Below are 26,703 nucleotides of genomic sequence, written 5' to 3' on the forward strand. Positions count from 1 at the left end.
CCAAACCCCCCCCCCCCCCCCCACCCCCCCCCCCCCCCCCCCCCCCCCCCCCCCTCCCACCCCACCCCAACCCCCCCCCCCCCCCCCCCCCCCCCCCCCCCCCCCCCCCCCCCCCCCCGACATTCGGCGGCGCGTCGGGAGCCGGAACGCATCTGGAGTCTGCCGCCGTCGGCGTTCTGGGCCGAGTAGCACTGCGGAGGTAATCGAACGGAGGACGAACCACGTATCTGCGCCGAAAGCCGGACAACCTCCTCAAGCATGGCTAAGTTTCTAACGATCCAGGAACTTCGCATAGTCCAGTCGGCTGACGGTTCACGGCCGACCAGGGCGTGACCAAGGAGGCTGAGATGACACCTTCATCGCAGATACGCCGGCGGCCCGGCCGGCTGGTACTGCCCCTGCTGGCAGGGCTCGTGGCATTGCTGGGGTTTGCCGCACCGGCCCAGGCCGCCGCCCCCGCCCAGAAGGTGCCGCTGACCACGACCAACAGAAACTGTGACGGCACGCTGGCCGGGCCTGAGCAGACCCAGCCCTTCGGCTTTGCCGTCATCATCAGGACCGGATCGAACAAGCTCATTATGGAGGTGGCACTCCGGAATGCCGCCCCCAACACGACCTACAACTTCAGGCTGATCCAGATCCTGCCCGACAACTCGGACTGCCAGCCCTTCACCACCGGGGAAGCGACACTGACCACCGACGCTGCCGGCAACGGGAATGCGAACTACCAGGAGCCGGTCCTGGATGACGCCACCAGCGCGTTCGTGGCGGTCAACAACCAGGGAAATCCTGGAGGCGACTTCTTCACGACCCCCGTCGTGACCTTCTAGCAGGACGATTACCGCCCCGTTCGCTGTCGACCCGCCCGTCCAGGAACGAGCCACCGCCCGGTGCGCCGCGAGACGCTGACCTCACACAGGTTCAGACGCTGGCGCATCGGGCGGTGATTCCACGCCGCTCCATCAGACTGCGGCAGCCCGAACACGGCCTACACCCATGAGACCCGACAGCCGTCAGGATCCACCACGTCTCGTCCTCCCACGCGCGGGGGAGCACAACCAGCCCCGGGCGGGAGGCTACCGGCGGCGCGCCGGACCAGGCTGAGTCTTATGAGGACTTCTTCCGCTCGCCTCCCGCTCGTGGTCGGGTACGCCACCGTCGTGGCGATGCTGCCGTACCTCGCGATCAAGACCGCCTGGCTGCTGGGCAGCGACATCGGCGTCACCGATCCCGGCCTGATGCGCACGACGCCATTCGTCGTCGGCAACCTGATCACCGCGGGGATGGAGATCGCCAGCGCGGCGCTCGCGTTGGCCCTCGTTCACCACTGGGGGCGGCGGATGCCGGCGTGGTTGGTGCTGTTTCCCATGTGGGTCGCGAGCGGGCTGCTCGCCCCGGTGATGATCGCCGCGCCGCTCGGCTTTTTGGCCGAGTCCCTGGCCGGAACCATGGTCGGCGGCGCGGACACCGGCGACGCGCCGGCCGCCGGCCTGCAGGGCTGGGTGTTCGGCGTCGTCTACGGCGGATTCATCCTGCAGGGCATCGGCCTTGCCATCGCGTTCGCGCTGCACCTGCGGGCGCGCTGGGGCACCATCCTGGGCGGCTCCGTCGACTCCCGCCGGCCGGGCCCGACCCACGGCGTTCAGGTCCTGGCCACCGTCGCCGTCGGCGGGCTCACCGCGCTCGTTGTGGCCTTGCGCCTGTACTGGGCCGCCGGCGGCGAGGCGGGCCTGCCCGGTGCGTTGGACGCCAGTCTCACCCAACGGGTGCTGCACGCCTCGTCGGCCGCCCTCGCGCTGGCCGGTTTGCTCGGACTGCTCGTCCTGGTGTCCCGCCGGCCGCGAGGCCTGCGAACCTGGGTGCCACTTGCCGCCACCTGGGTCGGCGCCGGGTCGATGTTCTGCTGGGGTGCCTACCAGCTCGTCATCCTGCTGGCCCCGGGGAGTCCGTTCGAGGCGTCCGGCGGCGGCGGGTTCGGCCTGCTGATGGTGGCCCAGACGATCGGCGGGATGTTGGCCGCGGTGACCGGGGCGGGCAACCTGGCCGAGGCCCGCCCGGTGGCGTACCGGCAGCGGGAAGCGGTCCGAGGCGACGGGGGCCACGCCGGAGCCCAGGCTGGGTGAGTGCCGGCGTGGCCCAGGCCGGTGCCACGGGTGCGACGGTCAGTTGCAGCCCAGCGCGTCGGCGTAGTCGGCCGGCGGGTGTCCGGCGGCGACCTCGTCGGCGGTCCTCCAGAACACCTCCGGGTAGTCACCTTCGTCGTTCATCTGGTGCAGTACCCGCCACTTGTGGCTGCTGCGCAACGCGTCGGCGGCCCGCTGGCGCGCGGCACCGTCGCCGGCCCGCTCCGCGCGGAGCCACTCGGCGATCCACGCGCAGCCCACCCGGGACGTCACCTGGGCGCCGAACTGGTAGGAATCGTTGGTGCCGACGACGTTCAGCGCGGCGACGCCGAAGTTCGGCGGCAGCGGCACGTCGGCGAGCACCTTGGCCGCCTGGGCGTCCACCCGCTCCGGCGTGACGACCTCCGGCGGCAGCGCGGCCAGCCAGGTCCGCACGTCGACACGCACGACGTGGGTGAGAACCTGGTCGAACTCGCTCCGGCTCCAGCCTCCGGCACGCAGTTCGACGAAGACACCGTCGCGGGGGCGCAACATGACCGCGAAGTCGTCGTCGGCGTAGCGGAACAGCTCACCCGGCCAGCTGTCGACCGTCACCGACTCCGGGGCGCTGACGTTGAGCCGGTCCGCGTGGTAGCCGTCATGCTGGCTCGCCGGGTACCAGTTCATCTCCAACTGCCGCCCGCCTCTGCTGAACGCGATGGTCCCCTCCTGCTTGGCGAACCCATAGACGGTGGTCACCTTCCAGCCGGGCTGGTCGATGAGCAGTCGCGGGTTCTCCTCGGCGGCCTTCATCGCCACCGGCGAGTAGACGACGGCGGCACCCGCGCTCGGCGTACCGGTGGGGTTGGCCTGGTCGTCGTCGGGCTGCTCGCGCAGCACGGTGGACACGGCGATGACGCCGGTGAGGACCGCGGCTGCGGTCAGCGCGCCGGCGAAGCGCCGAACGACGCCGCGACGCGGCCGGCGGAGCGGTTGCGGCGGTTCGGCGACGTGATCGGACGTCGGCTCGGACATGATTTCCTCCAGGAGGGCCTGCTTCGCCCCGTCGAGGTGCCCGATGACATCGGGTCGGTAGGGATCGGCGTCTCGAACCATCCGGTCGAGGTGCTCCTCGGTCATCTGCCCTCCTTCGGGGTCGCTGCGGTCAGGACGTCGAGTACATGTCCCGGTGGGCCGAGATCGTCACCGACGAGATCACGCAGCCTGGCTCGCGCCCGTGACAGGCGGGTACGGACCGTGGCCGCACTCACCTGAAGGACCGTGGCCGCCTCGCGTGGCGCCAAGCCCTCCCAGACGGTGAGTAGCAGCACCTCCCGGTCGAGCGGGTTGAGGCGGGCCAGCGCGGCCTGCACGGCGAGCCGTTCGGGCACCTCGTTGCCCGGGTCGGCGGCGATGGCCGCGGTGATCCGTTGCCGTAGCCGCTCACCCAGCCGTTGCCGGCGCACGCCGCCGCGGTGGTGGTTGGCCAGCACGCGCCGGGCCACGCCGTACAGCCAGAGCCGGGCCTCGCCGTCGGGCGGTATCTCATGTCTGCGGCGCCAGGCCACCAGGAAGGTCTCCGCGACGACGTCGGCCGCGTCCTCGGGCTGCTCGACCCGCCGCACGGCGTACGCCAGCAGCGGCGCGAAGTCGGCGGCGTAGACGCGTCGGAAGTGGTCCTCGTGCTCAGTCCCGGAGCTCACGTACACCCCATGTCCGGCCGACCGCCGATCGTGACAGGCTCGGCCCGGAAAGGTCCGTCGCAACTTTGATCACCTGCCACAACCGAAATGGGCCCCGGGCCACTCATAGTGTGGGTGGGAGGCCGGGTTGCGAAGTGAACGAGAGTACGTCGAGTACGTGCAGGCGTGCATGCCGTGGCTGCGGCGGTTGGCGTACCGACTGTGCGGGCAGTGGTCGGCCGCCGACGACCTGGTGCAGGAGTGCCTCGTCGCGCTGTACCAGCACTGGCGCAAGGCGACGGCAGCCGCTTCGCTCGACGCCTACGTCCGGGCGATGCTCGTCCACGCCTACCTGGCCGAGCGGGAGCGGTCCTGGACCCGGCGGGTCCGGCCGGTGGCCGATCTGATCGGACCGTCAACGGCCCCTCTGGCCGGCGCCGAACACCGCATCGACCTGCTGACCGCGCTCACCAGGCTGTCCCGCGGGCAGCGCGCGGTGCTGGTCCTGCGCTACTGGGAGGACCTCGACGTCGCGCAGACCGCAGCGGCGCTGGGCTGCTCGACAGGAACGGTCAAGAGCCAGACCTCGTACGCCATCGCGGCGCTGCGCCGCCTGCTGCCGAACTACGTGCCGGGAGGGTCGGAGGCGCCATGAGAGACCTGTTCGCCACCCTGCCGGACGATCCGCCGCCGCTGCCTCCCGGCTACCTCGACACCGTGCTCACCCGGGGCCGCCGCTCGGTCCGGCACCACCGGATCGCCGTGGCCGGGGCGTGGGCAGTCGTTGTGCTCCTCATGGCTGCCCTGGTCGTGCCCGGCGTCCAGATCCCCGTCCGGCCGGCCGCCCCGGCCGCGAAGGCGAGCGTGCCGAACCGCTTCGCCGGGTACTCGATGCTCACCAGCACAATCACGTCGGCTCCGCCGGGCCGCGCGATCGCTCTCTACGGCTACGGCAACGGCGAGACGTTCAACATGTTTCAGTCACTGGTCGTCGGGGCCGACGGGGACACGTACCGGCGGGTGGATGCCATGGAGGAACGGAATCGGCCGTCGGCGTTGCTCGCGCCGGACGGCACCCGCGTACTGCTCGGCGACGAGCGCGGCGCGACCGCCGACCTGGTTCTTGTCGACCTGACCACCGGCAAGCGCCGGTCGATCCCGCTCGGCGAGCCGGTCGGCGTACGGCTGCTGGCCTGGTCCCCCGACGGCCGTCACGTCGCGTACAGCGCCGCGCCGCTGACCCGCTCCGGCGAGTTCGGCAGCGTCAACTTCGTCGAGCCCGAGGTGGCCCGCACCGGCACGCTGCGGCTGCTCGACCTGTCGACCGGACGCAGCAGCGAAATGACGGCGATCAAGCCGGCGTGGACGGCGGCGTTCGCGCCGGACAGTCGCCGGCTCGCCGTGCAGGTCGGCCAGACGGTCCACCTCGTCGACCTCGACGGCCGCGAGTACGGCACCGTCCCTGTCCCGCGCGGACGCGAGTTGGCGGCCGACGTCGGCTGGTCACCGGACGGCACCTTCCTCGCCACCGTGCCCTGGCTCTCGGATGGGCCATTCAACGGCACCTCCGGCGGCGACACCGGCCACGGCATATTCCTGTGGAAGGTCGGCGACGTCCAGTTCATGCCCGTCGCGGGCGGCGGCACGGCGCCCACACCGGTCCCCGACGTGGTGCAACTGCTCGGTTGGCGCTCGGCGGGCAACGTGGTCGTCGCGACCATCAACGCCGCAGGTCAGGTGTCGCTGGCCGAGGTGCAACTCGGCGCCGGAACCCGCCGGACCCTGTCGCGCTTCGACACCGGTCGCACCTGCGAGTTCGGCACCCAGAGCTGCCAGCTGTTCGATCTGCACGTCGCCACCGGTCTGCTGCCCGACCTGACCGTCCGGTACGCGGGGCGGCCGCAGCGCGGCCCTTGGCCGAGGGTCGTGAACGCTGTCATCGCCGTCGTCGTCCTCGGTGCCGCGCTCCTGCTGTGGCGCCGGATACGTCTGTCGACTCGTGGTCGCCCGCCACGAATGGATCAGACGGTATGAGCTGCTGGTTGACCGGGCGGGGTCGAAGCCATGACACCAGCCGGACCGGGCCGGGTCCCGGTGACAGTCACACTACGATTTCGGTCACGGTCACCGATCTGGGAGCGGAATTGTCTGCCGTTACCACTGCGTTGTTCACCTGGCTTCTGGGCGACGACGTCGCCCTGATCCCGCGCACGGCCGCGCTCGCCGAGGCGCACTTCGCGCTGGTGGAGGCCAACTACCAGCGGCTCGCCCGCTGGTTTCCGGACGCCTTCCAGGAGCCGCCGACGCGGGACGGGGTGCGGGCGAACCTGGAGCGGGCGGGACAGGCGTGGCTCGATGGATCCCAGTTGCCGCTGTCCATCGCGGTGAAGGCGGCGGGCGGCTGGCGCCTGGTCGGCTGGGCCAACCTGGTGATCGACGGCCCGGCGCGGTCGGCCGAGGTGGGTTACTGGCTCGACGCCGGCTTCGAGGGGCGTGGACTGGTCACCCGGACCCTCACCGCCCTGCTCGATCACGCGTTCGGGCCGCTCGGCCTGCAACGTGTCGGCCTGCAGACCACCATCGACAACAGCCGCAGCCGCAGCGTGGCCCAGCGCCTGGGGTTCACCCAGGAGGGCATCCTGCGGGAATGCGCGGCCTTCCCCGACGAGCGCCGCGACCTCGTGGTCTACAGCTTGCTGGCCCGCGAGTGGCACAACGCGAACTGACCACCTGGGCAGCGGCGGGGAGCGCCGCCGCTGCCCAGGATGAGCCGGCGTCTCAGGAGAGTGCCGGCGCGGCGAAGGGCCCCTCGGAACCGAAGGCGAGTTCGGCGAACCGTTCGCCGATCCGGCGGTCCGCGGCCGGGGCCGGATGGAGCTGGTCGGGCAGCGGCAGCTCGGCGAAGTCCGCCTCGCCGTACAGCTTTCGACCGTCGAGGTAGTACAGGTGCGGGTCGTCGGCGGCCCGCGCGGCGACGATGCGGGCGAGTTCGGCGCGGATGACGGTCAGCGTCAGCTTTCCGGCGGCCCGCTCGGCCGGATCGCCGGTGGCCTTGAACTGCAGCTTCCCGGTGCTGAAATCGGCGGCGCCCGGGCCCGGGGTGTCCTCCTGGATGGGGCAGAGGATGGCCGACACGACCAGCAGCGGCGTGTCGGGGTGTCCTTCCCGGATGGTGTCGAGGAAGCCGTGCACGGCCGGGGTGAACGCGCGCAGCCGCATCGCGTCGCTGTTCACCAGGTTGATGCCGATCTTCACGCTGATCAGGTCCGCCGGGGTGTCCCGCATCGCGCGGGCGGTGAACGGGTCGAGTTGGGCGCTGCCGCTGAAGCCCAGGTTGGTCAGCTCCACGCCGCCGAGCGCGGCGGCGATCGCCGGCCACGTCTCGGTGGGGCTCTCCGCGTCGGAGCCGTGGCTGATCGAGCTGCCGTGGTGCAGCCACACCCGGCGGCCCCGGTCGCCGAGCGCCTCGACCGGCGCGTCGGTACGCAGCGCGACCAGCTCGGTGATCTCCCGCTGCGGCAGCCAGATCTCCACGTCCTTCTCCCGGGCCGGCAGATCGGTGAACCGCAGCGTGCCGACCGGACCCGGCTCGGTGGTCGCCGTGCCGATGGTCATGTCGATGGTCAGCGTCCGGCCGCCGCGCACCGCGACCTGGCCGACCAGCCGGCCGTCGACCAGCAGGTCGTAGCGGCCGTCGGGGCGGGGCGGAGCGCCGAGGTAGACCATCTTCGTCGCGAGGACGTCCAGCTCGACCCGGGTGGCCCGGGTACGGAAGACCAACCTGACGCCCGACGGCATGGCCTCGGCCATCGCGACCTGCGGGTCGACGTTCTGCGCGCGGGCCCGGGCCGGCAGCCGGTGCGGCAGCACGCCATGCTCGGTGCGCTCCAGGTCGAGCGCGCCGCGCAGCAGTTCCGCGGTGATCGGGGTGGTGATCCAGCCAGCTGTCGGTGCCATGATCCTCACCCTGCCAAATCCCGGCGCCGGTCGGTATCCCGGGGCCTCGGCACGCTACTGCGGGCAGCCGGGTCAGGACGGGCGTCCGCCGAACCGCCAGTTGTGCACCTCGATGTCGGCGTACCGGTCCGGGGTCAGCACGGCGCGCGCCGTGTCCGGGTCCGGCGCCCGGACCAGCGCCGCCGTGCCGAGCCAGGTGTCGCCGTCGTCGGACAGCAGCGGCCCGTACGCGATCAGCTCATCCCGCTCGGCCGACACCGCGAGGTCGGCGGCCTGTCCGGCACCGAGGCCGAGCACCAGATACCGGTTGCCGTCGGTCCGGCCGCCGGGAAAGTCCCAGATCGTACGGCCCAGCGCGTTGCGCCACCGGCGCAGCAGCACGTCCCGGTACGCGCCGGCCTGGTAGTTGGGTTCGTCGAAGGCGAAGCTGCGGGCGGCGGCGGGATCGGGCAGGTCGACGATGTGCACGCTGCCGCTGGGCGTGCCGTCGTCGGCGAAGGTGGGGCCGCGAGCGATCATTCCGTCCAAGTACCGGTCCATGTAGGACCAGTGCGCCTCCAGCAGTTCGTCGCGCAGTGCCCTCGAGCCGGGCCGGTCGCGGTGGTAGCAGAAGAACTCCATGCCTCGAAAGTCTGACCCCCACGCCGGACACCGATGCCGACGGGTGTCACCGACCCGTGCCACGGCCCCGGAAACCTGTCTCGTTGATCCAGAGGGGTTCGGCGGTCATCCACTACCGTCGAGGGTGTGGCAGCCAGGGCAGCGGGCGTGTTCCGTCGGACAGCGATCGAGCGATCGGACCAGCGCGTGGCCTGGGAACGTTCGGACCAGGCCTTCTTCGCCGCCGGAGCCTGTCACATCCTCGCCTGGGTCTGCCGGGAATCTCATCCGGACCGGTCGATCGACATAGCGGGCGTGCGCTTCGCCGGCGAGTGGCAGGTCTTCCACGTCTATGCGGTCTGGGATGGCTGGGCGTTCGACCACTCTGGCTGGAATCCTGAGCCGCACCTGCTGGCGGTCAACACCGACTTCGAAGGCCGCCCGCTGGAGCGCGTCCCGATCAGGGAGAGCCTCGCCGAGTTCTGCGAGCAGCACCACTCCCGCATGCCGGACCGGTACTGGCGGGACCCGTTACCCCGTGCCCGCGACTACCTGGGCCGATACCGCCCACCCTGGGTCCAGGAAATGGGTTGGTCGGGATGATGCTCGGGCTGGTAGCTTGCGGGCGACCGTGCCAGCCCGAGGAGGTGAGACCCATGAACGCTGTACCCGTGTGGGTGCTCCCTCTCGTCGTCACGGTCGGGCGATTGACGTAGGTGTCGCCGGGAGCGCCTCGACAACAAGGCACTCCCGAAAGGCAACAAATCTATGCACTCTCTGCAGTTCACCGCCGAGTCGTCGTCGAACGGCATGGTCGAACGCGATTTCACCGTGGGCGAGGTACCCGGCGTGCTCTTCTCGCCGGCTACCGGCGCCGAGCGCGCACCTCTGGTACTGATGGGTCACGGTGGCGGCACGCACAAGAGGTGGCCGGCGATGACGGGCCGGGCACACCGCATCGTGACCGGCTGCGGCTTCCACGTCGCCGTCATCGACGCGCCCGGCCACGGCGACCGGCCGCGTACGGCGCACGACGAGCAGGAGATCGCCGCGCTCTACCAGGCCAGGGCGGCGGGCGAGCCGGAAGGCCCGATCGTCGTGCGGTACAACGCCCACCTGGCGGAGCGCGCCGTGCCCGAGTGGCAGGCGACCCTGGACGCCCTCCAGGGACTTCCGGAGATCGGCGCCGACGGGCCGGTCGGCTACTTCGGCCTGAACATGGGCACGGCGATCGGAGTGCCGCTCACGGCGATCGAACCCAGGATCACCGCCGCGGTCTTCGGTCTCCACTGGCCCGACTGCCTGGCCGAGAAGGCGAAGCAGATCACCATCCCGATCGAGTTCATGCTGCAGTGGGACGACGAACACATCCCGCGCCAGTCCGGTCTCGCGCTGTTCGACGCCTTCGCCTCCGAGGAGAAGACGTTGCACGCCAACGCGGGCAGGCACAAGGAGCTGCCCAGGTTCGAGGCCGACAGCGCGGTCCGGTTCTTCGCCCGACACCTCGGCCGAGCACTCACCTCGCCGGCGTGACGTGAGCGGTGTCGGCGCCCGGCCCGCCAGTCGGGCGCCGATACCACCGCCCGCCGTCACCGGCCGAACATCGGCCGGCAGGCGGCCATCCCCTCAACCCTCACGCCGGGATGCTCCTGCTGAGCCCACCGCTGCCGGGTGAGCCGGAGCCGGTCGGACACGACGGCCTCGTCGCCGGGCGCGTCGACCGAGATGCCGTCGGCCTCGTAGCCGAGCTTGCGGGACACCTTCTGCGAGGCGTGGTTGTCCTGGAACACCTCGCTGAGCGCCGCCCGCGCGCCGAGGTGGTCGAACGCCAGCGTGAGCAGACCCACCCGGGCCTCGGTCCCGTAACCCTTGCCCTGGTGGTCGATCCCCAGCCACGAGGCGGTCGTGACCTCGCGGACAACCACGAAGTCGCGGGCGCGAAGGGCGACCATGCCGACCGGATCCCCGTCGTGGAAGACCGCGAGTCCGAGGCGCCACGCCGCCGGACTCCACCCTGCCAGTTGGCTCCAGTGACCCTGCAGGACGAACCGCGCCCGATCCTCGGGACTGCCCTCGGCCCACGGGGTCAGGAACGGACGCTCGTCCGCCCGGTGCACGCCGCCGGCGGCCAGGCGAGCGAGTGCCACCAACTCCTCCTCGTAGGGCAGGCGGAGTTCCAGTCGTGGCGTGACGATGGTCAGGCCGTACAGGGGCCACAGGTCAGCAAGCACAGCCCCGATCCTGACGACAAAGCCGGCACCACGCTACCGAGTTCGAGACGAGCGCCTGCCGGCGTAGGGTCACCCGGTGACCGCGTACGACATCGCCGCCGGCCTGCCGACCATCGACGTGCTGCGTGAGCGCTGCAAGGCGCTGGCCGTGCTGGAACGCATCATCGACGGCGGGGCGCCCTACTACGCCTACACGACGGCATGGGGCAACGACGAGGCAGCGCTGATGAGCAACGGCAGCGGTGACGAGTGGGCCGTCGTGTTCTCCGCCGACGGCGCGTTCGTCCGGGTCTTCGACCACGAATCGGCGATGTCGCCCTACCGCGATCCGGATCACGAGTTGTGGCCCGGTCTGATCGACGGCATCCCAGTGTTGATGCGTCCGCACCTGGAGGAACCCGCGTTCTGCGATGAGACGGGGCAGTTCCTCGCCACGGCGGTGCTGTGGCGGCTGACCGGAGACGACCACTGGCACGCCGGTGCAGGGATCACCTTTCCGCCGCTGCGCGGACCGTACGACGACATCGGGCCGGACGGTTCGGGCCTGCTCGAGGTTCTGCTCGACGACGTCATCGACCGGTTCGTCGAATTCGCCGGGGACTACTACGAGATCGACGTGGATCGGGCGGTTGTCGAGCATGTCGTCGCCCAGCAGCCGCTCACCGACGCCGTGGTACAAGCCCTGAACCCGCAACTCACCGTCGCCGACCTCCAGCAGGACATCGCGGCGATCGGCTACCCGATCGCGGCGACGTAGCGGCACCGGCGGACGAGCTACCCGTCGCCCAACCGGCCGGCCAGCACGCCACCGGCCTCGACCAGCAGGCCCGCCGGGTCGTTCAGCGCCGCCTCGACCGTCCCGGCGAGCTCCACCAGCGACATCGCCGTCGACACGGACGCCGGCACCGGCCCGCTGACCTGTCCGGCGGCCACCCCCACCCGTACGGCAGTGGACGCGGCCGTCTCCAGCAGCGACCCGACCACCTTGCCGGTCAGCGAGGTCTCGTCGAACCGTCCCTCGCCGGTGAGCAGCACGTCCGCGCCGGCGAGCGCGTCGGCCAGTCCGACCAGTTCGGCGATGGTGGTCGCCCCGGGCACGATCTGCGCGCCCCACAACGCGGCGAGCCCGTACGCGGTGCCGCCGGCCGCGCCGGCGCCCGGCTCGTCGGGGTCGCCGCCGGCCAGCTCGGCCAGCCGGCGCAGCGCGGCGTCCAGGAGCGTCACGTCGGCCGGTCCGGCGCCCTTCTGCGGTCCGAACACGGCGGCGGCGCCGGCCGGCCCGGTCAGCGGCGCGGTGACGTCCACCAGCAGCCGCACCCCGCCGGGCGGCGCGGGTAGCAGCTCGTTGGTGTCGAGGTGGGTCAGGTGGGTCAGGGCGGCGCCGCCGAGCGGCAGGTCCCGACCCTGGTCGTCGTGCAGCCGTAGCCCGAGTGCGCGCAGCGCCCCGGTGCCGCCGTCGGTGGACGCGGAGCCGCCGAGGCCGATGACCAGGCGGGTGGCCCCGGTGTCGAGGGCGGCCCGGGCGACCGCGCCGAGCCCGTACGTGTGCGCGTGGAGCGGGTCGGGGGTGGCCATCAGCGGCAGTCCGCTGGACTGGGCGAGTTCCAGCACCGCCGCGCCGTCGGCCAGCAGCAGCCAGGCGGCGGTCACCGGCCGGCCGTCGGGTCCGGGCACGGTCACGGTGCGGCGCTGTGCGTCGGGCAGGGCGGCGGCGAAGGCGTCGACCGTGCCTTCGCCGCCGTCGGCCAGGGGGATCAGCCGTACGTCGTCGGCGGGCCGGTGGGCGAGCCAGCCCCGCGCGAGGGCGCGGGCGGCGTGGTCGGCGGTGATGCTGCCCTTGAACGAGTCCGGTGCGACGACGACGCGCATCAGTCGGCCAGGACGAGGTGGAGGTAGCGGTCCTTCATGGTGGCGAGGACCTCGTCCGGGTCGGTGGCCCACACCTCGGCGTTGAAGATCTCCACCTCGGTGTCGCCGGTGTAGCCGGCCTGCTCGACGGCCCGCCGAAACGGCGGAAAGTCGATGTGGCCGTCGCCCATCATGCCCCGGCCGAGCAGCACGTCGGCCGGGAGCGGGGTGAGGAAGTCGCAGACCTGGAAGCTGGCGATCCGGGCGCCGGCCCGTTCGATCTGCCGCCACACGTCCGGGTCCCACCAGATGTGGAAGGTGTCGACCACGACGCCGACCTGTGCGACGGGGAACGGTTCGGCGAGGTCGAGCGCCTGCCCGAGGGTGGACAGGACGGCCCGGTCGGCGCAGTACATGGGGTGCAGCGGTTCCAGCGCCAGCCGGACGCCCCGCTCGCCCGCGTACGGGGCCAGTTCGGCGAGCGCGTCGGCGACCCGCTGCCGGGCGCCGATCAGGTCACGGGACCCGGGCGGCAGCCCGCCGACCACCATGACCAGGCAGTCGGTGGCCAGCCCGGCGGCCTCGTCGATGGCGCGCCGGTTGTCCTGCAGCGCGGCCCGGCCGGCCTCGCCGTCGGCGGTGAGGAAGCCCCCGCGGCACAGCGACGACACCCGCAGCCCCGCGTCGGCGACGAGCTTCGCGGCGGCGGGCACCCCGATCTCGGCCACCGGCTCACGCCACAGCCCGATCGCCGGGATGCCGGCCCGGACGCAGCCCTCGACGGCGTCACGGACCGACCAGCGTTCGGTGGTGCGCTGGTTGAGCGACAGCCGGGCCAGCCGCGGGTCGACGCCGGTCATGCCGTCACCCCGGCGACGGTCAGGTAGCGGCGCATCCGCTCGACGGCCAGGTCCGGGTCGAGCAGCAGCCCGGCGGCGTCGGCGAGTCGGAACGTCTGCACCAGGTGCGGCACGCTGCGGCCGCTGTGCAGGCCGCCGACCATGGTGAAGCCGGGCTGGAAGCCGTTGAGCCAGGCCAGGAACGCGATGCCGGTCTTGTAGTACTGCGTCGGTGGGGCGAACACGTGCCGGGACAGCGGCACGGTGGGGTCCAGGATGTCCCGGAATCCGGCGGTGTCGCCGGCGTCGAGGCGTTGCAGGGCCGCCGAGGCGGCGGGGGCGATGGCCGCGAACGCGCCGAGCAGGGCGTGGCTGAACTGCCCGCCGTCGCCGGCGATCAGCTCGGGGTAGTGGTAGTCGTCGCCGGTGTACACCTTGACGGTGGGCGGCAGCAGTTCGCGCAGCCGGACCTCCCGGGCGGCGTCGAGCAGCGACACCTTCACCCCGTCGATGACGTTCGCGTGGGCGTGGATCAGCGCCACGAACGTCTTGGTCGCCTCGTCGAGGTCGGCCGACCCCCAGTAGCCGGCCAGGGCGGGGTCGAACATGTCGCCGAGCCAGTGCAGCACCACCGGGCTGCTCGTCTCCCGCAGCACCTGCTCGTAGACGCGCAGGTAGTCGTCCGGCCCGGTCGCGAGGGCGGCGAGTTGCCGGCTGGCCATGACCACCGGGGTCGCGCCGCAGTCCTGCACGAAGGAGACCTGCTCGGCGTACGCGGTGACGACCTCGTCGAGGGTGTCGGGCACGCCGGTGAGCTGGTCGGTGGCGGCCCCGGCGACGATCCGTCCGCCGCAGGCGGCGGCCTCGGCGGCGCTGCGGCGGATCAGCTCCCGGGTGGCGGTCCAGTCGAGGCCCATGCCGCGCTGGGCGGTGTCCATCGCCTCGGCGACGCCGAGTCCCCACGACCAGAGGTTGCGGCGTACCCCGAGGGTGGCGTCCCAGTCCAGCCGGGCGGGCTGGCCGGGGGCGTTGTCGGCGTGCGGGTCGGCGACCACGTGCGCCGCCGCGTACGCGATCCGGCTGGCCGGCGGGCCGGCCGGCCGCTGCCAGCCGGCCGGCTCCCGCAGCGTCAGGGTCTCGCTACTGCCGCCGGGGGTGGGCAGGGAAATTCGAGCGGTCACAGCGTGATCTCCTCGATCTCCACCCGGCGTCCCTCCCGCGCCGACTGCAGGCCGGCCTCGGCGAGTTGCACGCCGCGCACGCCGGCCATGAAGTCCCACGGGAACGGCTCGTCGTCGACCACGTGCCGCAGGAACGCCTCCCACTGCACCTTGAACCCGTTGTCGAAGTCCTCGTTGTCGGGCACGGTCTGCCACTGGGCGCGGAAGGGCTCGGTGACCGGCAGGTCCGGGTTCCACACCGGCATCGGCGTGGCGCCCCGGTGCTGGATGCGGCACTCCCGCAGGCCCGCCACGGCGCTGCCGCGGGTGCCGTCGACCTGGAACTCGACCAGCTCGTCCCGGTACACCCGCACCGCCCAGGACGAGTTGATCTGCGCGGTGATGCCGCCGGCGAGCTCGAAGATGCCGTACGCGGCGTCGTCGGCGGTGGCCCGGTAGGTCTGTCCGGTCTCGTCGACCCGCTCGGGGATGTGGGTGGCGATGTGCGCGGTCACCGCGGTCACCGGGGCGAAGATCTGCTCCAGCACGTAGTGCCAGTGCGGGAACATGTCCACGGTGATGCCGCCGCCGTCCTCGGCGCGGTAGTTCCAGCTCGGCCGCTGGGCGTCCTGCCAGTCACCCTCGAACACCCAGTAGCCGAACTCGCCGCGCACCGACAGGATCCGGCCGAAGAACCCTCCGTCGACCAGCCGCTTGAGCTTGCGCAGCCCGGGCAGGAACAGTTTGTCCTGCACCACGCCGTTCTTGATGCCCTTGGCCGCGGCGAGCCGGGCCAGCTCCAGCGATCCGGTCAGCCCCTCGGCCAGGGGCTTCTCGGTGTAGACGTGCTTGCCGGCCTCGATCGCCGCGCGGATCGCCTTCTCCCGCTGCGCGGTGACCTGCGCGTCGAAGTAGATCTGGTGGGAGTCCTTGGCGAGCGCGGCGTCCAGGTCCGTCGTGTACGACGTCAGCCCGTGCCGGGCGGCGATCTCGGCGAGCTTGGCCTCGTTGCGGCCCACCAGGGTCAGCTCCGGCCAGATGACGCTGCCGTCGCGGGCCGGCAGCCCGCCCTGCTTTCGGATGGCCAGCAGGGACCGGACGAGGTGCTGGCGGTACCCCATCCGCCCGGTCACCCCGTTGAGGATGATCCCGATAGACGTGCGCTCCACAGTGTTTCCCTTTCCAGGTCCGGTGTTACTCGGCGGTCGTCGTCGCACCCAGCAGGTCCCGGATGCGTCCCGTGGCGCGCGCGAACTCCGGCTCCGACATGGTCTGGCCGTAGTCACGTTCGACAGGGAGGTCGACGTCGATGACCTCGGCGACGGTGCCGGGTCGAGGGGTCATGACGATCACCCGGTTGGACAGGTAGACCGCCTCGGCGATGGAGTGGGTGACGAGCAGGACGGTGGTGCCGGTCTCCCGCCAGATCCGCCGCAGCTCGACGTTCATCTGCTCCCGGGTGAGCGCGTCCAGCGCGCCGAACGGCTCGTCCATGAGCAGGACCGGGGGGCGGTGCAGCAACGCGCGGCACAGGGCCACGCGCTGCTGCATCCCGCCGGACAGCTCGTTCGGGTACGCGTCCTCGAAGCCGGTCAGCCCGGTCATCGCGATCAGCTCGTCGACGCGCTGGCGCACCTGCGCCTTCGGCAGGCGCCGCATCTCCGCCTGGAGCAGGATGTTGCGCCGGGCCGTACGCCACTCCAGCAGCGCGGCGCGCTGGAAGACGTACCCGATGTCGCGCCGCGGCCCCCGCACGTCCTCGCCGTGCAGGCGGACCTCGCCGGACGAGGGCCGCAGCAGGCCGGACACCAGCTTCAGCAGCGTCGACTTGCCGCAGCCGGAGGCGCCGACGATCGAGACGAACTCGCCCGGTTCGATCCGCAGCGAGACGTCGCGCAGCGCGGTGACGTCCTTCTTCTTGGTACGGAAGCGGACCGCGACCTGGTCGATCTCGACGGCGGCGCCGGTGCTGGTGGCGTCGTCGGGTCGCTGCGTGGTGGTGTTGCCGACCGTCATCGGATCATCCCTTCGGCGAGAAGCTCGCGTCCCAGTACTTCGACGGCGACTCCGCCTTGGTGATCACACCGGCGTCGGCGAAGACGGTGATGGTCTTCTGCCAGTCGGCCTCGTCGTTGACGCCGGGTGCCTGGCCCTTGGTGGCGTCGGTGTGCAGCAGCTGCAGGGTGGCGTTGAACTGGTCGGTGAGCACCTTCTCCGACGGCAGCTGCTGGGAGGCCCCCTGCATCGCCGTGACGGCGCCGGCCGCGTCCTTCTCGGCGGCGGCCCAGGCCTCGCTGCTGGCCGCGACCATCCGCTTCACCAGGTCCTGCTTGTTCTTGATGGTGTCGGACGAGGCGATCAGGCCGTTGCTGTAGAAGGTCAGGCCGTGCTCGGCGAACTTCAGGTAGGAGACCTGCTTGCCGGACTTCTCCTGCATGGTCGGGCCCTGGTCGGTGGCGAAGCCGAGCAGCGCGTCGGTCTTGCCCGACATGACCGCGGCCATCTTGCCGGCCGGGTCGGTGTTCTGCAGGGTCACGTCGGTCGCGGCCAGGCCGTTGGCCTTCAGGAACGCCGGGAACGTCTTGCTCAGCGCGTCACCGGCGGTGGAGGCGATGGTCTTGCCCTTGAGGTCGGCGGGGGAGTTGATGTTCTTGTCGCTGAAGAACTGCACCGACGACGGGGTGGTCTGCAGGAAGACGCCGACGCTCTTGACGTCCATGCCCTGCCCGATGGCGGACAGCAGGGCCGGGGTGTCGGCCCAGCCGAAGTCGGTCTGCCCGGCGGCGGTGGCCTGGATCGTCTTCTGCGAGCCCTGCCCGGCCTGGATGGTCAGGTCGATGCCGTGCTTGGCGAAGATGTCCTTCTTCTTGCCGTAGTAGAACGGGGCGTGCTCGCCGTACGGGTACCAGTTGAGGGTGAGGGTGACCTTGTCCAGGCCCTGCGCGTTCTTGGCCTGCTCGCCCGAGGACGACGAGCCGCAGCCGGCGGTGACGGTCAGTATCAGCGCCGGCACGAGGGCGGCGACGAGGGTGCGCAACTTCACGGGACGGGTTCTCCTATTCAGAGCGACGTCGTGGCGGCGTCGGTACGGCGACTCGCGTGCCATGGAAGGACGAAGTACTCCAGCAGCTCCACGGCCACGAACAGGACGACGCCGAGCAGCGACATGATGAGCAGCCCGGCGAACAGCGTCGGGGTGTCGAGGTTGCCGTTGGCCTGCAGGATCACGTAGCCGAGGCCCTCGTTGGCGCCGACGAACTCGCCGACCACGGCGCCGGTGACGGCCATCGTGGCGGCGACCTTGAGACCGGCGAACAGGTGCGGCAGGGCAGCCGGGAAGCGGATCTTGGTGAACGTCTTCCCCGGGCCCGCGCCCATGGTCGCCGACAGTTGCAGCATCTCCGGGTCGATCGACTTCAGGCCGGTGACCGTGGAGATGACGATCGGGAAGAAGGCCATCAGGACCGCGACGACGACCTTCGGGGTGAGCCCGAAGCCGAGCCACACGATGAACAGCGGCGCGATGGCGATCTTCGGGATGACCTGGGCGAACAGCAGCAGCGGGTAGAGGCTCTTCTCGACCGTCGGGGAGTACACCATAACGACGGCGGAGACGACGCCGACCACGATCGCGATCGCGAAGCCCAGGATGGTCTCGTAGGTGGTGATCCAGGTGTGGTGCGCGAAGTAGCCGGTCTGGGCGGTCACGACGTCCAGCGTCGTGCCCGGTGAGGGAACCAGATACGGCTTGACCAGGTCAGCCGCGGTGACCGCCCACCACACGACGAAGATCGCCGCGAGGACCGCGGCGGGACGCCAGGTGCTGCGGGCGAACCGGAGCAGGCCGGCGCCGGCGCCGGACCGGCGACGCGTGGCCGGCGCGGGGGTGCGGGCGGGAGCGCTCGACTCCCGGTGCTCGATGGTGCTCTGCGCGGCCATGACCCTCCGTTCTCCTTGGCTGGCCGGCGATTCCGGGTGCTCAGCCGCTGGGTAGGCGCGTGCCGTCGGCAGGGCCGGACGACCCCGGTGAGGGCGGGGAAGCGGCCCTGAATGCGCTTTCAGTAAGCGCTTTCAGGGTGCTACGGTAACCACGCCGAAATAATCCGGTCAAGAACTTTCGCAGGGGGAAACTCATGCAGCCACGGACCCACGTGACGCTGGAAGACGTGGCCAAAGCCGCGGAGGTCTCGCTGGCCACCGCCTCCCGCGCGCTCAACGGCATGCGGGTCACCCCGCAGCTGCGCGACCGGGTCCTGGCCGCCGCCGAGCAGCTCGCGTACACCCCCAACGCGCATGCCCGCGCCCTGGCCGGTGCCTCCCACCGCACCGTCGGCGTCATCTGCCACGACGTCAGCGACCCCTACTTCGCCGCCGTCGCCGGCGGCGTCATGCGGGTCGCCGGCGACAACGACCTGCTCGTCATGCTGGCCAGCACCTTCCGCGACCCCGAGCGGGAGATCGCGTACGTGTCGATGCTGCGCGCCGAACGCGCCCCCGCCATCCTGCTCACCGGCTCGGGCTTCGAGGACCCCCGCTGGGAGAAGGCCATGGAGGCCGAACTCAAGCCCTATCTGGAAGGCGGTGGACGGGTCGCCGTCGTCAGCCGCCACCGCAGCCTGAAGGTCGACAGCGTGCTCCCGGAGAACCGGGCCGGCGCCGCCGCCATGGCCCGCGCCCTGCTCGACCTCGGCCACCGCCGCTTCGCCGTCCTCGCCGGACCACCGGCCCTGACCACCGTCGCCGACCGGCTCGGCGGGTTCCGCGACGAACTCAAGAAGGCCGGCGTCCCCCTCGCGGCGACCGACATCGTCGAGGCCCCCTTCACCCGCGACGGCGGCTACCGCGCCATGACCGAACTCCTCGAACGCGGGCTCACCGCCACCTGCGTCTTCGCGCTGACCGACGTGATGGCCATCGGCGCCTGCGCCGCGCTGCGCGACCACGGCCTGTCCGTGCCCGACGACGTCTCCGTCGCCGGCTTCGACGACATACCCATCGTCCGCGACCTCACCCCACCGCTGACCACCGTCGCCCTGCCGCTGCAGCAACTCGGCGAGCAGGCTATGCAGATGGCGCTCACCGAGAACACCGGCCGGCGCCGCCGCATCGTCCGGCTCGGCGGCGAGGTGGTCATCCGGGCCAGCACCGCGAAGGTGACCTCGTGACCCCGCCCGCCGCCGCCCTGTCCGGGCTGACCATCGACGCCGTCGACACGTACGCCGTCGCGCTGCCCACCGTGCGGTCGTTCGGGGTGTCCGGCGGATCGGTCGCCGTCGCCGGCACGCCCAGCATCCGGGTCCTGGTAAAGGTCACCGCCGGCGGGATCACCGGCTGGGGCGAGGCCACCCCCATCCCGGCCTGGACCTACGAGACCGCCGAATCCATCGTCACCACCATCGACCGGTACCTCGCCCCGGCCATCCTCGGCCGCCCGGCCTGGGACCTCGACGGCGTCACCACCGCCTTCGACCGGGCCATCAACCGCGGCTTCACCATCGGCTCGCCGCTGGCCAAGGGCGCCGTCGACGTCGCCCTGCACGACCTGCTCGGCCGGGCGCTCGGCGTACCCGTCGGCGTGCTGTGGGGGCAGCGGCGCCGGGAAACCATCCAGCTCGGCTGGATCGTCTCCGGGCAGACCGCCGCCGAGGTCGCCGACGCGGTCGCCGAGGGCGGCGACCTCGGCTACCGGGCGTTCAAGGTGAAGGTCGGCCTGCACAGCGAGGCCGAGGACGCCGCCGTCGTGCGGGCGGTCCGCGAGGCCGCCCCCGACGCCGCGCTGTGGGTGGATGCCAACCAGGGCTACACGGTCGACGGCGCGCTGCGGATGGCCCGCCGGCTCGCCGACCTCGACGTCACCGCCTTCGAGCAGCCGCTACCGGCCAACGACGTCGCCGGGCAGCGCCGGCTGCGGGAGACCTCGCCGATTCCGGTCGCGCTCGACGAGAGCCTGCGCCATCCCAGCGACCTGGCCACGTTCGTGAAGCTCAACGCGGTGGACGTGGCCATCGCCAAGGTCCAGCGCAGCGGAGGGCTGACCCTGTCGCGGCGGCTCTGCGCCCTCGCCGAGGACGCCGGGGTGCGGCTGATGGGCTCCGGGCTCACCGACTCCGACCTGGGCCTGGCCGCCTCGCTGCACCTGTTCGCCGCGTACGGTATCGATACGCCCGTGGACCTCAATGGCCGGCAGTTCCTCACCTCCTCCTACGCCACCGGGGCGACCGTGGAGGTCAAGGACGGTGTCGCCCGGGTGCCGACCGGGCCCGGCCTCGGGGTGGATGTGGACGAGGCGGTGGTGCGAGAACTCGCCGTGGACGTCCTCGCCCGGTAGCCGGGCCGCCGATCACTCGACGTGTGCGGCGATGACCCGCGCACACTCCAACGACTCGGCGTGCGCGGTGTCCACCTCCAGGTCGTAGGCCACGCCCTGGTGGACCAGCTCCGCCTGGGACGCGGCCATCCCGATGGTCCGATCGCCGCGGGCGACCTCCCGGCCCGTGGCGACCGCGGCGTCACACCTGACCCCGACCCACAGCACCCGCAGGCCGGCCAGGGCCTTCTGCCATCGCCGCTGTGAGTCCGCCCCGCCGAGGAAGACCTCGTCGACGATGACCCGGGCACCCGCACGGGCCATCGCGGCGACCCCCTCGATCCAGGCCGCCTCCAGCGTTCGGAACTCCGGCCCGACGATCACCTCTCCGTCCGGAGCGAACTCGATCCCGCCGTCGGACGCCTGCATGGACGCGGGCATCGCGTCCACCAGCGTGTCTGTTCCGAGGGCCAGCCATGGATCCGGCAGGACCGCCTGCAGGCACCGCACGATCCCGGACTTCCCCGAACTGGAACCGCCGTTGAGCACGATCACCTGAGTCGTCACCGCGCCACCCTAGCGGCCCGCACGGAAGCCTGACTAAAGTCAGGTATATGAGCTCGGACTTCATCGCCACCGTGCGGCGGTTCAACCGCACCGTCACCCAGCGGGTCGGCGCGCTCGACGACCAGTACATGTCCCGCGACCGGCCGCTCGCCCAGGCCCGGCTGCTCTGGGAGATCGGCCCCGACGGCGCCGAGGTCGCCGCGCTGCGGGCCCGGCTCGGCCTCGACTCCGGGCACCTCAGCCGCCTGCTGCGCACCCTGGAGAGCGACGGGCTGGTCACGGTCGGGCCGGCCGACCAGGCCGGCGGCGACGGGAGGGTACGCGTCGCCATGCTCACCGAGGCCGGCCGGGCCGAGTGGGCCGAGCTGGACAAGCGCTCCGACGACCTCGCCTGGTCCATCCTCGCGCCGCTCAGCGACCACCGCCGCGAGCGCCTCGTCGCGGCGATGGCCGAGGTGGAACGACTGCTGGTCAGCTCGATGGTGCTCATCGAACCCTGCTCACCGGGGGACCCCCGCGCCCGCGCCTGCGTACGCGCCTACGCCCGCGAGATCGCCCAGCGGTTCGACGACGGGTTCGACCCGGCACTGAGCAGGCCTGTCCGCGACGACGAACTCGTCCCACCCGCCGGCCTGTTCCTGCTCGCCACGCTCAACGGCGAACCCGTCGGCTGCGGCGCCATCAAGCTCCACGTGGACGCGCCCGCGGAGGTCAAACGGGTCTGGGTCGCCGACAGCGTCCGCGGGCTCGGCGTCGGGCGGCGGCTGCTGGACCACCTCGAGCGGCACGCCGCCGAGCGCGGCTGGAGCGCCGTCCGGCTGGACACCAACCGCAACCTCACCGAGGCGATCGCCATGTACCGGGCCGCCGGCTACCAGGAGATCGCCCCGTACAACGCCGAACGCTACGCCAACCACTGGTTCGAGAAGCGACTCGCACCCTGACGTGGCCTTCTCCCGTGTGACCGGGCCACGGCGCCGAGGTCGTCGGTGCCTCGCCGTCACGTACGATCGCGCTTCGCGAGAGGAGACCCCGATGGACGTGGAACCCGTCCAACTGCACGGGAACCTGGTGCGTCTGGAACCGCTGGCCGACCTCCACGCCTCAGACCTGTACCACTCCAGTCACGATCCGGCACTGTGGAGGTACAAGCCGGTCGCCGCTCCGGACTCGGTCGCCCAGATGGCCCAGATGGTCGCGAACACTCTGGCCGAGCAGCAGGCTGGCCGGTGCGTGCCCTTCGCCATCGTCGAGCGTGCATCCGGACGCGCTGTTGGTGAAACCCGCTACCACAACTTCACGTCCGCAGACCGTGGGCTGGAAATCGGCTGGACCTGGCTGGCTCCGCGCGTGCAGCGCACCGGTGTCAACACCGAATGCAAGTTCCTGCTCCTGCGCCACGCCTTCGAACAGTTGGGGACGGCTCGAGTCCAGTTCCGCACGCACCATCTGAACATCACCTCCCAGCGAGCACTGCAACGCCTGGGCGCGGTCCGCGAAGGCGTGCTGCGGCGGCACATGCTGATGCCAGACGGCTCATGGCGCGACTCGGTGTACTACAGCATCATCGAGACCGAATGGCCCGCCGTCCGCCTGCGCCTCGAACAGCTCATGCAGCAATCCCAGGCTGCGTCGACCGGCGGGCGGATCAGCGGTGCGACCAGAACGGATCCCGGCCGATGAAACCCAGCAGTCTGGTCTGGGCATCCGCACCGTCGGGTACCTCGACCCGGCTGCCGAACTGGCCGGAGGAGCGGATGACCTCCTCCATCTGCTCCATCCCACCGAGGAGTTGAGCGCAGAAGTCGGTGTCCAACCGGTCGTCCTGGCCGGTGGCCCTGGCCAGATCCCAGGTGTGCATGAACACGTCGCTGGTGTAGAACCGGTCGATCGCGGCCTCCAGCGGCAGGCTGCCGAGGTGCGGGTTGGTGAATTCCCGGTGCGCCGTCTCCGGATCGTCCAGCACCGCCTGCACACCGTCGCAGTGCACCTGCCACGCGGCGACCGGGTCTTCGTCCACCGACGGTCCGTGGGGCAGTGCGATGCCGGCGCCGGAGGCGAGAAAACCGGGGCACCATTCGGTCAGGTGCCGCACGACGTCCCGGGCGGTCCAGCCGGCGACCGGGGCTGGCGCGTCCCACGGTCGGGTGGCGCGGACCCGGTCGGTGAACAGCCCGGTAACCTGCCGGTGTCGCTCGGCGGGGCGGTCAGACAGCGCCATCGGCGAGCATCCTGTCCAGCTTCGCGTAGCCCTCGTCGACACCGACCTCCATGCCGCTGCGCAGCCACGCGTCGCGGCTTTCGAAGCTGTCGACCAGCGACTGGGCCCGCAGCCGAGTACGGCCGTCGCCCAGGTCTTCGAACCACAGCGTCTCCAGTGCGACCCCGTCGGGCTGGCCGTCGAAGGTGAAGGTCTGCACGATCCGGTCCGGCCGCACGTCGTGGAAGCAGCCGTGGAACGCGTACTCCTCGCCGTCGCGCATCGAGACGTACCGCCAACTGCCGCCGGTGGACGGGTCCCAGCGCTCGATCCTGGTGGCCATGGTGTCGGGGCCGACCCATCGGGCGAACAACTCGGGATCGGTGTGGGCCCGGAACAGTTGCTCGGGCGTTGCCGCGAAGTCACGAGTCATCCGGATGACCGGCAGCGTCGGGTCGGCTTCGATGACTGTCTCTGTGATCTTGTCCATGCTCGTTTCCCTTCATCTCGGCCAGGACGGCGTCAAGGCGGCGGTAGCGCTGCTCGACGCGGTCCCGGTGGCGCTCGATCCAGGTGTCCATCAGGTCCAGGGCCTCAAGCTCCAGGCGTACCGGCCGGGGCTGCGGTCCGCGCGGTCGGCTGACGAGCCCGGCGTCCTCGAGCACCCGCAGGTGCTTGTAGACGGCCTGGAGCGTGATCCCGTACGGCTCGGCCAGCCGGCTCACGGTCGCGTCGCCCTCGGCGAGCCGGGCGACCATGTCGCGCCGGGTCGGATCCGCGAGGGCGGCGAAGACTCGGGACAGCGCGTCCGTGGTCATCTGTCACCCCCGTTTCAACCCGATGGTTGAAAGCAGCGTAGGCCCCGGCTGGGCCGCTCGTCAACCGTTTGGTTGAAAGCGCTGCCTGAGGCGGTGCTCGGCCGGAGCGGACTCATCGGCGCTGGGTGCGATGAGTTCCGCGCCAGCCGCCGGTCCTATCCAGGTGGCGGCTCCCGGGATCTCCTTCGCGGTCGGCGCGGCGGTGGCCCGCGCGGACATCCCCGTCCTCTGCGCCGACCTCGCCGGCCTGCTGCGCGGCCGTGGCCCGGGGATCGTCCACTGCGACGTGGCCGCCGTGACGTCGCCCGACGTGGTGACGGTCGAGGCGCTGGCCCGGCTGCGGTTGACCGCCCAGCGGCACGGCTGGCAGCTCGTCGTCCGGGGAGCCGGCCCCGGCCTGCTGCGGCTGGTCGGCCTGCTCGGCCTGACCGACGCGTTATGCGAGGCGGGCCGGCAGCCCGAACAGCGGGAAGAGGCGGGGGGTGTCGAGGAAGCTGGTGATCGCGGCGACCCGCCCGGCTGACAGACCCAGCACGATCAGGGCCCACGGGTCGTGCCCCGCGCCGGTAAGGCTGGGCCGGTACTGCCCGAACGCCGGCATGCCGTTGGCCACCGCCGGCACCAGGCGGGAACCGCGGCAACCGCTGCCGGTGCCCGCCATCCAGGCCCGGATATCGTCGGGGCCGCGCAGCCACAGCGGCACCGGCGGCATCGACAGCGTCACGTCCTCGTGCAGCAGCGTGGTGAGCGCCGCCAGGTCGTACGCCTCGAACGCCCGCACGTACCGCGCGAGCAGCGCCTTCTGCTCGTCGTCCATCGGCTTGTACACGTCGGCGGTGGTGTCGGCGGCCGCGAGCGTGGCGCGGGCCCGCTGCAAGGCGCTGTTGACGCTGGCCACTGAGGTGTCGAGCAGCTCGGCCACCTCCTGGGCCGACCAGGCCAGCACCTCGCGCAGGATCAGCACGGCCCGCTGCCGCGGTGGCAGGTGCTGCAGCGCGGAGACGAACGCCAGCCGCACCGATTCGCGGGCGGCGACCACCTCGGCCGGGTCGCTGTTCTCCGGCAGGACCCGGCTTTCCGGGGCCGGACCCACCCAGATCTCGTCGGGGCGCGGCTCACCCGGGTCGGTGGCGCGCCCGGAGCCGGCCGGGCCGAGATCCATCGGCAGGATGCGCCGTTGGGCGCTGCCGAGCATGGTCAGGCACACGTTGGTCGCGATCCGGTACAGCCAGGACCGCAGCGCGGACCGCCCCTCGAACCGGTCGAAGCCGCGCCAGGCCCGCACGAAGGTCTCCTGCACCGCGTCCTCGGCCTCGAAGACCGACCCCAGCATCCGGTAGCAGTAGCCGGTCAGCTCGGACCGGTACGCCTCCAGCTGCGACTCGACGGATGCGCTGGTCGCCACCTCACTCACCCGGACCACGGTAGCCGAGGCTGCGCAGCCGGGGGACCTCGCGAAATTCGCCGCGCCGGCAGCGATGAGTTGGCAGGGGTCGGCTGGTCAGAACGGGCGTCAAGTCGACGAGACGACGCGAGGAGCGCATCATGACCGCGACCCAGCAGCACGCCGGCACCGGGCAGTACGCCGAGGTCAACGGCATCAACCTCTACTACGAGACCCACGGGGCGGGACACCCGATGGTCCTGCTGCACGGCGGCCTGTGCTCGGGGGAGATGTTCGCGCCGATCCTGCCCGCGCTGGCCGACCACCACCAGGTCATCGTGGTCGACCTGCAGGGTCACGGCCGCACCGCCGACATCGACCGGCCCCTCGATGTCACGCTGATGGCCGACGACATCGCCGCCCTCATCGACCACCTCGAGCTGCGCAAGCCGGACGTGGTCGGCTATTCCCTCGGCGGCGGGGTCGCGCTGCAGGTCGCGATCCGACACCCGCACCTGGTGGGCCGCCTGGTCTCGGCATCGGCGAACATCCGCCGCGACGCCATCTACCCCGAGATGCTGCAGCAGCAGGGCCAGGTCGGCGCGGCAGCCGCCGAGTTCATGAAGGACACCCCGATGTACGAGCTCTACCAGCGGGTCGCCCCGCGGCCCGAGGACTTCCCGCGGCTGCTCGACAAGATCGGTGCGGCGATGGCGAAGGACTTCGACTACACCGAGGAGGTCCGCGGCCTGCAGGTGCCGACCCTGATCATGGCCGCCGACGCCGACATGGCGCCCCCCAGCCACTTCGTCGAGGTGTTCAAGCTGCTCGACGGCGGCCTGCGCGACGGTGGCTGGATGGGCGAGAGCCGGCCGAAGGGCGGCCACGCGCTGGCCATCCTGCCCGGGGTGACGCACTACGACATCGCCGACTCCCCGCTGTTCGCCGCGGCCACGCTCGCCTTCCTCGACCAGCAGGGCTGAGCTGTCGTCGCGCCGCCCGGCGGCC

Annotated in this window: 31 protein-coding genes; 14 read left to right on the top strand and 17 right to left on the bottom strand. The window is 71.6% G+C overall.

The window, feature by feature from the left end; genetic code table 11:
• The first annotated feature begins 347 nt into the window (after positions 1–347).
• A complete protein-coding gene (locus tag ACZ6S5_RS22710; protein WP_466003431.1) occupies positions 348–830 on the top strand; it encodes a hypothetical protein in 483 nt (160 codons plus the stop codon).
• A gap of 279 nt (positions 831–1,109) precedes the next feature.
• Positions 1,110–2,123 carry a hypothetical protein gene (locus ACZ6S5_RS22715; RefSeq protein WP_466003432.1) on the top strand — a complete coding sequence of 338 codons (1,014 nt, stop codon included), beginning with the start codon at positions 1,110–1,112 and terminating at the stop codon, positions 2,121–2,123.
• Between the two features lie 39 nt (positions 2,124–2,162).
• On the opposite strand, the gene ACZ6S5_RS22720 is transcribed toward ACZ6S5_RS22715, so the two are convergent.
• Both ACZ6S5_RS22720 and ACZ6S5_RS22725 read right to left on the bottom strand, forming a co-directional pair.
• Positions 2,163–3,242 (bottom strand): hypothetical protein, encoded by a 1,080-nt coding sequence (locus tag ACZ6S5_RS22720; protein WP_466003433.1) that lies wholly within the window; start codon positions 3,240–3,242, stop codon positions 2,163–2,165.
• A complete protein-coding gene (locus ACZ6S5_RS22725) occupies positions 3,239–3,805 on the bottom strand; it encodes an RNA polymerase sigma factor (protein WP_466003435.1) in 567 nt (188 codons plus the stop codon). Before ACZ6S5_RS22725 ends, ACZ6S5_RS22720 begins: the two co-directional genes overlap by 4 nt.
• A 127-nt stretch (positions 3,806–3,932) precedes the next feature.
• Here ACZ6S5_RS22725 and ACZ6S5_RS22730 point away from each other — a divergent pair, with 127 nt between their 5' ends.
• The 3 genes from ACZ6S5_RS22730 (at position 3,933) to ACZ6S5_RS22740 (ending at position 6,510) form a co-directional block, all read left to right on the top strand.
• Entirely contained in the window at positions 3,933–4,439 is a 507-nt protein-coding gene (locus ACZ6S5_RS22730) for a SigE family RNA polymerase sigma factor (RefSeq protein ID WP_466003437.1), read from the top strand.
• Positions 4,436–5,818 (top strand): hypothetical protein, encoded by a 1,383-nt coding sequence (locus tag ACZ6S5_RS22735; protein WP_466003439.1) that lies wholly within the window; start codon positions 4,436–4,438, stop codon positions 5,816–5,818. Before ACZ6S5_RS22730 ends, ACZ6S5_RS22735 begins: the two co-directional genes overlap by 4 nt.
• Before the next feature lie 131 nt (positions 5,819–5,949).
• Positions 5,950–6,510 carry a GNAT family N-acetyltransferase gene (locus tag ACZ6S5_RS22740; protein WP_466003441.1) on the top strand — a complete coding sequence of 187 codons (561 nt, stop codon included), beginning with the start codon at positions 5,950–5,952 and terminating at the stop codon, positions 6,508–6,510.
• Between the two features lie 52 nt (positions 6,511–6,562).
• Here ACZ6S5_RS22740 and ACZ6S5_RS22745 read toward each other — a convergent pair whose 3' ends face one another.
• Positions 6,563–7,741: an SGNH/GDSL hydrolase family protein gene (locus ACZ6S5_RS22745; protein ID WP_466003443.1), complete on the bottom strand. Its 1,179-nt coding sequence runs from the start codon at positions 7,739–7,741 to the stop codon at positions 6,563–6,565.
• A gap of 72 nt (positions 7,742–7,813) precedes the next feature.
• Entirely contained in the window at positions 7,814–8,362 is a 549-nt protein-coding gene (locus tag ACZ6S5_RS22750; RefSeq protein ID WP_466003445.1) for a YciI family protein, read from the bottom strand.
• Between the two features lie 126 nt (positions 8,363–8,488).
• Between ACZ6S5_RS22750 and ACZ6S5_RS22755 the strand changes: the two genes are divergently transcribed.
• The gene (locus ACZ6S5_RS22755; protein ID WP_466003447.1) at positions 8,489–8,944 is read left to right on the top strand and encodes a hypothetical protein; all 456 of its coding nucleotides are present in this window, start codon (positions 8,489–8,491) and stop codon (positions 8,942–8,944) included.
• Positions 8,945–9,109: 165 nt separating this feature from the next.
• A complete protein-coding gene (locus ACZ6S5_RS22760; protein WP_466003449.1) occupies positions 9,110–9,874 on the top strand; it encodes an alpha/beta hydrolase in 765 nt (254 codons plus the stop codon).
• A gap of 56 nt (positions 9,875–9,930) precedes the next feature.
• Here the strand turns inward: ACZ6S5_RS22760 and ACZ6S5_RS22765 are convergent, their stop codons facing one another.
• Positions 9,931–10,572, bottom strand: a complete 642-nt coding sequence (locus ACZ6S5_RS22765; protein ID WP_466003450.1) for a GNAT family N-acetyltransferase — start codon at positions 10,570–10,572, stop codon at positions 9,931–9,933.
• A 76-nt stretch (positions 10,573–10,648) separates the two neighbouring features.
• On the opposite strand from ACZ6S5_RS22765, the gene ACZ6S5_RS22770 reads away from it, so the two are divergent.
• Positions 10,649–11,329 (top strand): hypothetical protein, encoded by a 681-nt coding sequence (locus tag ACZ6S5_RS22770; RefSeq protein ID WP_466003452.1) that lies wholly within the window; start codon positions 10,649–10,651, stop codon positions 11,327–11,329.
• A 17-nt stretch (positions 11,330–11,346) separates the two neighbouring features.
• Here ACZ6S5_RS22770 and ACZ6S5_RS22775 read toward each other — a convergent pair whose 3' ends face one another.
• The 7 genes from ACZ6S5_RS22775 to ACZ6S5_RS22805 are packed head-to-tail and all read right to left on the bottom strand — an operon-like array spanning position 11,347 to position 18,358.
• Positions 11,347–12,441, bottom strand: a complete 1,095-nt coding sequence (locus tag ACZ6S5_RS22775; RefSeq protein ID WP_466003454.1) for a glycerate kinase — start codon at positions 12,439–12,441, stop codon at positions 11,347–11,349.
• Positions 12,441–13,280: a sugar phosphate isomerase/epimerase family protein gene (locus ACZ6S5_RS22780; RefSeq protein ID WP_466003455.1), complete on the bottom strand. Its 840-nt coding sequence runs from the start codon at positions 13,278–13,280 to the stop codon at positions 12,441–12,443. Before ACZ6S5_RS22780 ends, ACZ6S5_RS22775 begins: the two co-directional genes overlap by 1 nt.
• Positions 13,277–14,440, bottom strand: a complete 1,164-nt coding sequence (locus ACZ6S5_RS22785) for a dihydrodipicolinate synthase family protein (protein WP_466003457.1) — start codon at positions 14,438–14,440, stop codon at positions 13,277–13,279. The genes ACZ6S5_RS22780 and ACZ6S5_RS22785 overlap by 4 nt, the downstream gene beginning before the upstream one ends.
• Entirely contained in the window at positions 14,437–15,588 is a 1,152-nt protein-coding gene (locus ACZ6S5_RS22790) for a Gfo/Idh/MocA family protein (protein ID WP_466003458.1), read from the bottom strand. Before ACZ6S5_RS22790 ends, ACZ6S5_RS22785 begins: the two co-directional genes overlap by 4 nt.
• Positions 15,589–15,613: 25 nt before the next feature.
• On the bottom strand, positions 15,614–16,435 hold the full coding sequence (locus ACZ6S5_RS22795; protein ID WP_466003460.1) for an ABC transporter ATP-binding protein: 822 nt from the start codon (positions 16,433–16,435) through the stop codon (positions 15,614–15,616).
• Positions 16,436–16,439: 4 nt separating this feature from the next.
• Positions 16,440–17,462 carry an ABC transporter substrate-binding protein gene (locus ACZ6S5_RS22800; protein ID WP_466003461.1) on the bottom strand — a complete coding sequence of 341 codons (1,023 nt, stop codon included), beginning with the start codon at positions 17,460–17,462 and terminating at the stop codon, positions 16,440–16,442.
• A 17-nt stretch (positions 17,463–17,479) separates the two neighbouring features.
• Positions 17,480–18,358, bottom strand: coding sequence for an ABC transporter permease (locus tag ACZ6S5_RS22805; protein WP_466003463.1), 879 nt, complete (start codon positions 18,356–18,358; stop codon positions 17,480–17,482).
• A gap of 194 nt (positions 18,359–18,552) precedes the next feature.
• Here ACZ6S5_RS22805 and ACZ6S5_RS22810 point away from each other — a divergent pair, with 194 nt between their 5' ends.
• Positions 18,553–19,584, top strand: a complete 1,032-nt coding sequence (locus ACZ6S5_RS22810) for a LacI family DNA-binding transcriptional regulator (RefSeq protein ID WP_466003464.1) — start codon at positions 18,553–18,555, stop codon at positions 19,582–19,584.
• Entirely contained in the window at positions 19,581–20,747 is a 1,167-nt protein-coding gene (locus tag ACZ6S5_RS22815) for a mandelate racemase/muconate lactonizing enzyme family protein (protein ID WP_466003465.1), read from the top strand. Before ACZ6S5_RS22810 ends, ACZ6S5_RS22815 begins: the two co-directional genes overlap by 4 nt.
• Before the next feature lie 12 nt (positions 20,748–20,759).
• Here the strand turns inward: ACZ6S5_RS22815 and cpt are convergent, their stop codons facing one another.
• Positions 20,760–21,293, bottom strand: coding sequence for a chloramphenicol phosphotransferase CPT (gene cpt / locus ACZ6S5_RS22820; RefSeq protein WP_466003467.1), 534 nt, complete (start codon positions 21,291–21,293; stop codon positions 20,760–20,762).
• A gap of 47 nt (positions 21,294–21,340) precedes the next feature.
• Here cpt and ACZ6S5_RS22825 point away from each other — a divergent pair, with 47 nt between their 5' ends.
• Together ACZ6S5_RS22825 and ACZ6S5_RS22830 are read left to right on the top strand one after the other, a co-directional pair.
• The gene (locus ACZ6S5_RS22825) at positions 21,341–22,237 is read left to right on the top strand and encodes a GNAT family N-acetyltransferase (protein WP_466003468.1); all 897 of its coding nucleotides are present in this window, start codon (positions 21,341–21,343) and stop codon (positions 22,235–22,237) included.
• A 91-nt stretch (positions 22,238–22,328) separates the two neighbouring features.
• On the top strand, positions 22,329–22,976 hold the full coding sequence (locus ACZ6S5_RS22830) for a GNAT family N-acetyltransferase (RefSeq protein WP_466003469.1): 648 nt from the start codon (positions 22,329–22,331) through the stop codon (positions 22,974–22,976).
• Here the strand turns inward: ACZ6S5_RS22830 and ACZ6S5_RS22835 are convergent.
• The 3 genes from ACZ6S5_RS22835 to ACZ6S5_RS22845 are packed head-to-tail and all read right to left on the bottom strand — an operon-like array spanning position 22,942 to position 24,311.
• Complete coding sequence (locus ACZ6S5_RS22835; protein WP_466003471.1) at positions 22,942–23,514, bottom strand: TIGR03086 family metal-binding protein; 573 nt, start codon at positions 23,512–23,514, stop codon at positions 22,942–22,944. The genes ACZ6S5_RS22830 and ACZ6S5_RS22835 overlap by 35 nt on opposite strands.
• Positions 23,501–23,983, bottom strand: coding sequence for an SRPBCC family protein (locus tag ACZ6S5_RS22840; RefSeq protein WP_466003472.1), 483 nt, complete (start codon positions 23,981–23,983; stop codon positions 23,501–23,503). The genes ACZ6S5_RS22835 and ACZ6S5_RS22840 overlap by 14 nt, the downstream gene beginning before the upstream one ends.
• On the bottom strand, positions 23,916–24,311 hold the full coding sequence (locus ACZ6S5_RS22845; protein ID WP_466003473.1) for an ArsR/SmtB family transcription factor: 396 nt from the start codon (positions 24,309–24,311) through the stop codon (positions 23,916–23,918). Before ACZ6S5_RS22845 ends, ACZ6S5_RS22840 begins: the two co-directional genes overlap by 68 nt.
• 130 nt (positions 24,312–24,441) lie before the next feature.
• Here ACZ6S5_RS22845 and ACZ6S5_RS22850 point away from each other — a divergent pair, with 130 nt between their 5' ends.
• Complete coding sequence (locus ACZ6S5_RS22850) at positions 24,442–24,834, top strand: STAS domain-containing protein (RefSeq protein ID WP_466003475.1); 393 nt, start codon at positions 24,442–24,444, stop codon at positions 24,832–24,834.
• Here ACZ6S5_RS22850 and ACZ6S5_RS22855 read toward each other — a convergent pair.
• Positions 24,748–25,725 carry a sigma-70 family RNA polymerase sigma factor gene (locus ACZ6S5_RS22855; RefSeq protein WP_466003476.1) on the bottom strand — a complete coding sequence of 326 codons (978 nt, stop codon included), beginning with the start codon at positions 25,723–25,725 and terminating at the stop codon, positions 24,748–24,750. The genes ACZ6S5_RS22850 and ACZ6S5_RS22855 overlap by 87 nt on opposite strands.
• A 131-nt stretch (positions 25,726–25,856) precedes the next feature.
• Here ACZ6S5_RS22855 and ACZ6S5_RS22860 point away from each other — a divergent pair, with 131 nt between their 5' ends.
• Complete coding sequence (locus ACZ6S5_RS22860) at positions 25,857–26,678, top strand: alpha/beta fold hydrolase (protein WP_466003477.1); 822 nt, start codon at positions 25,857–25,859, stop codon at positions 26,676–26,678.
• The last annotated feature ends 25 nt before the right edge of the window (positions 26,679–26,703 follow it).

This window comes from Micromonospora sp. NPDC051924 (assembly GCF_055586005.1).